Source organism: Melaminivora alkalimesophila (assembly GCF_000282995.1).
In the GTDB taxonomy this organism is placed as follows: Bacteria; Pseudomonadota; Gammaproteobacteria; order Burkholderiales; family Burkholderiaceae_C; genus Melaminivora; species Melaminivora alkalimesophila.
Genome location: NZ_ALEE01000824.1, coordinates 1 through 3,867, shown reverse-complemented (window position 1 = coordinate 3,867; position 3,867 = coordinate 1). Strand labels below are relative to the sequence as shown.

The window sequence follows — 3,867 nt, the reverse complement described above, 5'->3', positions numbered from 1 at the left end:
GGCTCGAGCCGGCCGTTCGGCGGCCGGCACGGTCAGATGGTTGCCGTGGCTTAGATCTTGCCGACCAGGTCGAGCGACGGAGCCAGCGTCTTGGCGCCCTCTTCCCACTTGGCGGGGCAGACCTCGCCGGGGTGGTTGCGCACGTACTGGGCGGCCTTGACCTTGCGCACCAGGTCGGCGGCGTTGCGGCCGATGCCCTCGGCGGTGATTTCCATGGCCTGGATCACGCCATCGGGGTCGACGATGAAGGTGGCACGGTCGGCCAGGCCCTGGCCCTCGCGCAGGCAGTCGAAGTTCTGGCTGATCTGCCAGCTGGGGTCACCCAGCATGGTGTACTTGATCTTGCGGATGGTGTCCGAGGCGTCGTGCCAGGCCTTGTGCACGAAGTGCGTGTCGGTGGAGACGGAATACACCTCGACGCCCATCTTCTGCAGCTCTTCGTAGTGGTCGGCCACGTCGCCCAGCTCGGTGGGGCACACGAAGGTGAAGTCGGCCGGGTAGAAGAAGAACACGGCCCACTTGCCCAGGACGTCCTTTTCCGTCACTTCGATGAACTTGCCGTCCTTGTAGGCTTGGGCTTTGAAGGGCTTGATGGTGGTGTTGAGCACGGACATGTGTGTTTCCTCTCGGGTTGGTTGAACAACTTGGATGAGACTGAAGTCTAGGCCACCCGGTGCAATAAATCCAATCAATTAAAGGAATCAAGTTGATAGTCTTTGTCTATTGAAAGCCCCGCAGCGCTTCGCTTGCAGGGCGCCTGCCGGGTCAGCGCCTGCCGGGTTGGCCACACTTTTCCTGCGGCTTGCCGGGCGCCAATGCTATCGTGACAATGATTCCCTACCCTGAAAGGAGATGAACCATGAATGGCGACCCCCAGGTCATCGCCCATCTGCAAGCGCAGCTGAAGAACGAGCTGACGGCGATCAACCAGTATTTCCTCCACTACCGGATGCTCAAGCATTGGGGCTTCGACAAGCTGGCCAAGCGGGAGTACGACGAATCCATCGGCGAAATGAAACATGCCGACCTGCTGATGGACCGCATCTTCATGCTCGACGGGCTGCCCAACCTGCAGGACCTCGGCAAGCTTCAGGTGGGCGAGGACGTGCAGGAGATCCTGGAGAGCGACCTGCGCTCCGAACGCGGCGCGCAGGCCACGGTCAAGGAAGGTATCGCCTACTGCGAATCCGTGCGCGACTACGTCTCGCGCGAGCTGCTGGAGCACATCCTCAAGGACACCGAGGAGCACATCGACTACCTGGAGACGCAGCTCGGCCTGATCGAGAAGGTGGGGCTGCAGAACTACCTGCAGTCGCAAATGGGCGACGCGAGCTGACCCAAGGCCGGCACCCCCTTACAGCGAAAACGGGCGAGTCGCCCGTTTTTTTGTGCCTGGATGGCACGCCAGGATGACCTGGATGTAAGACAAATTCTTACAAGACGGGCGCCGGAACCAGACGCTGCGCAGCTCCAGGCCCCGACTTAATTTCCTTTTGACGGGGTTTCACAATCCATTTCAACGAATCGATGCAACACCTGCAACCGCATGCAACGCGCCGATCCGCAGCTGAACAGGAGCCCTGCCATGACCACCGACCAACTTCTCGCCGAGATCCGCGAAGCCAACCTCACCTACCTGATGCTGGCCCAGACCCTGATCCGTCAGGACAAGGCCGAAGCGGTGTTCCGCCTGGGTATCAACGAGGACGCCGCCGACATTCTGGCATCGCTGTCGGCAGCCCAAGTGCTCAAACTGGCCTCGCGCAACACCCTTCTTTGCAGCTTCCGCGTGGACGACGAGCTGGTGTGGAGCCTGCTGACCAGCCACAACACGCCGCGCAAGGCCACCAACGAGACCGTGAACACCATGCACGCCAACATCCTGATGGCGGGCCGCCTGTCCGAAGTGCTCTGAGCACCTGCGCCCACCCACCCGCCCACCGCCGTCCACAGGAGAGCCCACCATGTCCGCACCCGCCCCCAAGAGTGTCCTGAACGAGTCCAAGCAGATCGAGCGCGCCGCCATGCTGATCGAGATGGGCGCCCGCATGCAGGTGCTGGAGTCGGAAACCTCGCTGTCGTACGAGCGCCTGATCCGGCTGTACAAGGAAGTGGCGGGGCGCTCGCCCTCCAAGGGCCAGCTGCCGTTCTCCACCGACTGGTTCCTGACCTGGCAGGAGAACATCCACAGCTCGCTGTTCCTGAACATCCACCAGTACCTGTCCAAGGGCGCCTCGCTGGACTCGGCCGAGCTGCTGACCCGGGCCTACCGGCTCTACAGCGAGCAGGTGGCGGCGCTGGAGCTGGAGCCGCTACTGTCCTTCACGCGCGCCTGGCGCCTGGTGAAGTTCTTCGAGGCGGAGATGCTGGCGCGCACCGCCTGCTCGGACTGTGGCGGACTGTTCGTGACGGAGCCCTACGAAAGCCGCCACTACGTGTGCGGCCTGTGCAACCCGCCGGCGCGCGCCGGCAAAAGCAAGAGCGCGGGGGCGCTGACGCTGCACTGAGGGACGCGCGCCGCCCTCCTCCTCAGGGGCGGGCGGCTTCCTCGAAACTCCCCAGGAGCCGTTCCTGCCAAGCGCGGCGCACATCCGGCGCGACGAAGCTGGCCTCGAAGCTGTTGTGCGCGAGCTGCCAAGCATCCCGCGCGTCGAGCTGCGGCAGGGCGGCGAAGGTCTGCACGAGGTTGTCGTTCATGTAGCCGCCGAAATAGGCCGGGTCGTCCGAATTGACGGTGGCGACCAACCCAGCGTCGAGCAGCGCCTTCAGGTTGTGCTGCGCCAACTCGGGAAAGACGCGCAGCTTCAGGTTGGACAGCGGGCACACGGTGAGCGCGATCCGATCCTCGGCCAGCCGGCGCATCAGCGCTGCATCGTGCACCGCCTGCACGCCGTGGTCGATGCGCTCCACCTTCAGCACGTCGAGCGCGCTCCAGATGTAGGCCGGCGGCCCCTCCTCGCCCGCGTGCGCCACCAGGCGCAGGCCCAGCTCGCGGCAGCGGGCGAACACGCGCGCGAACTTCTCGGGCGGGTGGCCAAGCTCGCTGCTGTCCAGGCCCACGCCGATGAACTGGCCACGGAAGGGCATGGCCTCCTCCAACGTGGCGAAGGCCTCTTCCTCGCTCAGGTGGCGCAGGAAGCACAGGATCAGCGCGGACGAGATGCCCAGCCGCTCGCGGGCGTCCTGCGATGCGCGGTGCAGGCCGCGAATCACCGCCTCCATGCCGACGCCGCGCGCGGTGTGGGTCTGCGGGTCGAAGAAAATCTCCGCGTGGACCACGTGGTCGCGCGCCGCGCGCTCCAGGTAGGCCCAGGCCATGTCGTAGAAATCCTGCTCGTGCAGCAGCACGCTGGCGCCCGCGTAGTAGATGTCCAGGAAGCTCTGCAGGTCGGTGAAGGCGTAGGCACGGCGCAGCGCCTCGACGCTCTCGTAGGCCAGCTCCACGCCGTTGCGATTGGCGAGCTGGAAGATCATCTCGGGCTCGAGCGAGCCTTCGATGTGGATGTGCAGCTCGGCCTTGGGCATGGCGGCGAGCAGCGCGGGCAGGCGCTCGGCGGCGATCGGTGGCAGTGCGGTCATGGCGTTCTTCCTTGTCTCCTGGGCGGCATTGTCGCCCGGCCGCCCCGCTCGCGGCCTCAGCCGCGGACCGGCTCGCGCGGGAAGATCCGGTGGTGCAGGCGCCGCAGCGATCCCCACACGCCGGCGGCGACCACCGGGATGGCGAGCGCCACCGTGGTCTCGGGCGCCAGCGGCCAACCCAGGCCCTGCGCGCCGCGGGCGAGGTGCCCCACCAGGCCCGCGATGTAGTAGGTGATGGCCGCCACGGACAAGCCCTCGACGGTGGACTGCAGCTTGAGCTGCAGCCCC

6 protein-coding genes are annotated in these 3,867 nt (G+C 65.5%); 3 read left to right on the top strand and 3 right to left on the bottom strand.

Features of this window, described 5'->3' with window-relative positions; genetic code table 11:
• Positions 1 to 50 precede the first annotated feature (50 nt).
• Positions 51 to 614 carry an alkyl hydroperoxide reductase subunit C gene (gene ahpC / locus A612_RS15900; RefSeq protein ID WP_019375417.1) on the bottom strand — a complete coding sequence of 188 codons (564 nt, stop codon included), beginning with the start codon at positions 612 to 614 and terminating at the stop codon, positions 51 to 53.
• Positions 615 to 859: 245 nt separating this feature from the next.
• Between ahpC and bfr the strand changes: the two genes are divergently transcribed.
• The 3 genes from bfr (at position 860) to flhC (ending at position 2,507) form a co-directional block, all read left to right on the top strand.
• Positions 860 to 1,336, top strand: coding sequence for a bacterioferritin (gene bfr, locus A612_RS15895; RefSeq protein WP_019375416.1), 477 nt, complete (start codon positions 860 to 862; stop codon positions 1,334 to 1,336).
• A 249-nt stretch (positions 1,337 to 1,585) separates the two neighbouring features.
• Positions 1,586 to 1,915 (top strand): flagellar transcriptional regulator FlhD, encoded by a 330-nt coding sequence (gene flhD, locus A612_RS15890; RefSeq protein WP_019375415.1) that lies wholly within the window; start codon positions 1,586 to 1,588, stop codon positions 1,913 to 1,915.
• Between the two features lie 49 nt (positions 1,916 to 1,964).
• Positions 1,965 to 2,507 (top strand): flagellar transcriptional regulator FlhC, encoded by a 543-nt coding sequence (gene flhC / locus A612_RS15885; protein ID WP_019375414.1) that lies wholly within the window; start codon positions 1,965 to 1,967, stop codon positions 2,505 to 2,507.
• 22 nt (positions 2,508 to 2,529) lie between these two features.
• Here flhC and A612_RS15880 read toward each other — a convergent pair whose 3' ends face one another.
• On the bottom strand, positions 2,530 to 3,579 hold the full coding sequence (locus tag A612_RS15880) for an adenosine deaminase (protein ID WP_019375413.1): 1,050 nt from the start codon (positions 3,577 to 3,579) through the stop codon (positions 2,530 to 2,532).
• 56 nt (positions 3,580 to 3,635) lie between these two features.
• Positions 3,636 to 3,867 (bottom strand): DUF3422 family protein (locus tag A612_RS15875; RefSeq protein WP_040437228.1); only part of this gene is annotated, 232 nt, incomplete at its 5' end.

Coding starts and splice junctions, on each gene's coding strand:
- flhC (WP_019375414.1), top strand. CDS start 1,965: ATGTCCGCACCCGCCCCCAAGAGTGTCCTGAACGAGTCCAAGCAGATC.
- bfr (WP_019375416.1), top strand. CDS start 860: ATGAATGGCGACCCCCAGGTCATCGCCCATCTGCAAGCGCAGCTGAAG.
- flhD (WP_019375415.1), top strand. CDS start 1,586: ATGACCACCGACCAACTTCTCGCCGAGATCCGCGAAGCCAACCTCACC.
- ahpC (WP_019375417.1), bottom strand. CDS start 614: ATGTCCGTGCTCAACACCACCATCAAGCCCTTCAAAGCCCAAGCCTAC.
- A612_RS15880 (WP_019375413.1), bottom strand. CDS start 3,579: ATGACCGCACTGCCACCGATCGCCGCCGAGCGCCTGCCCGCGCTGCTC.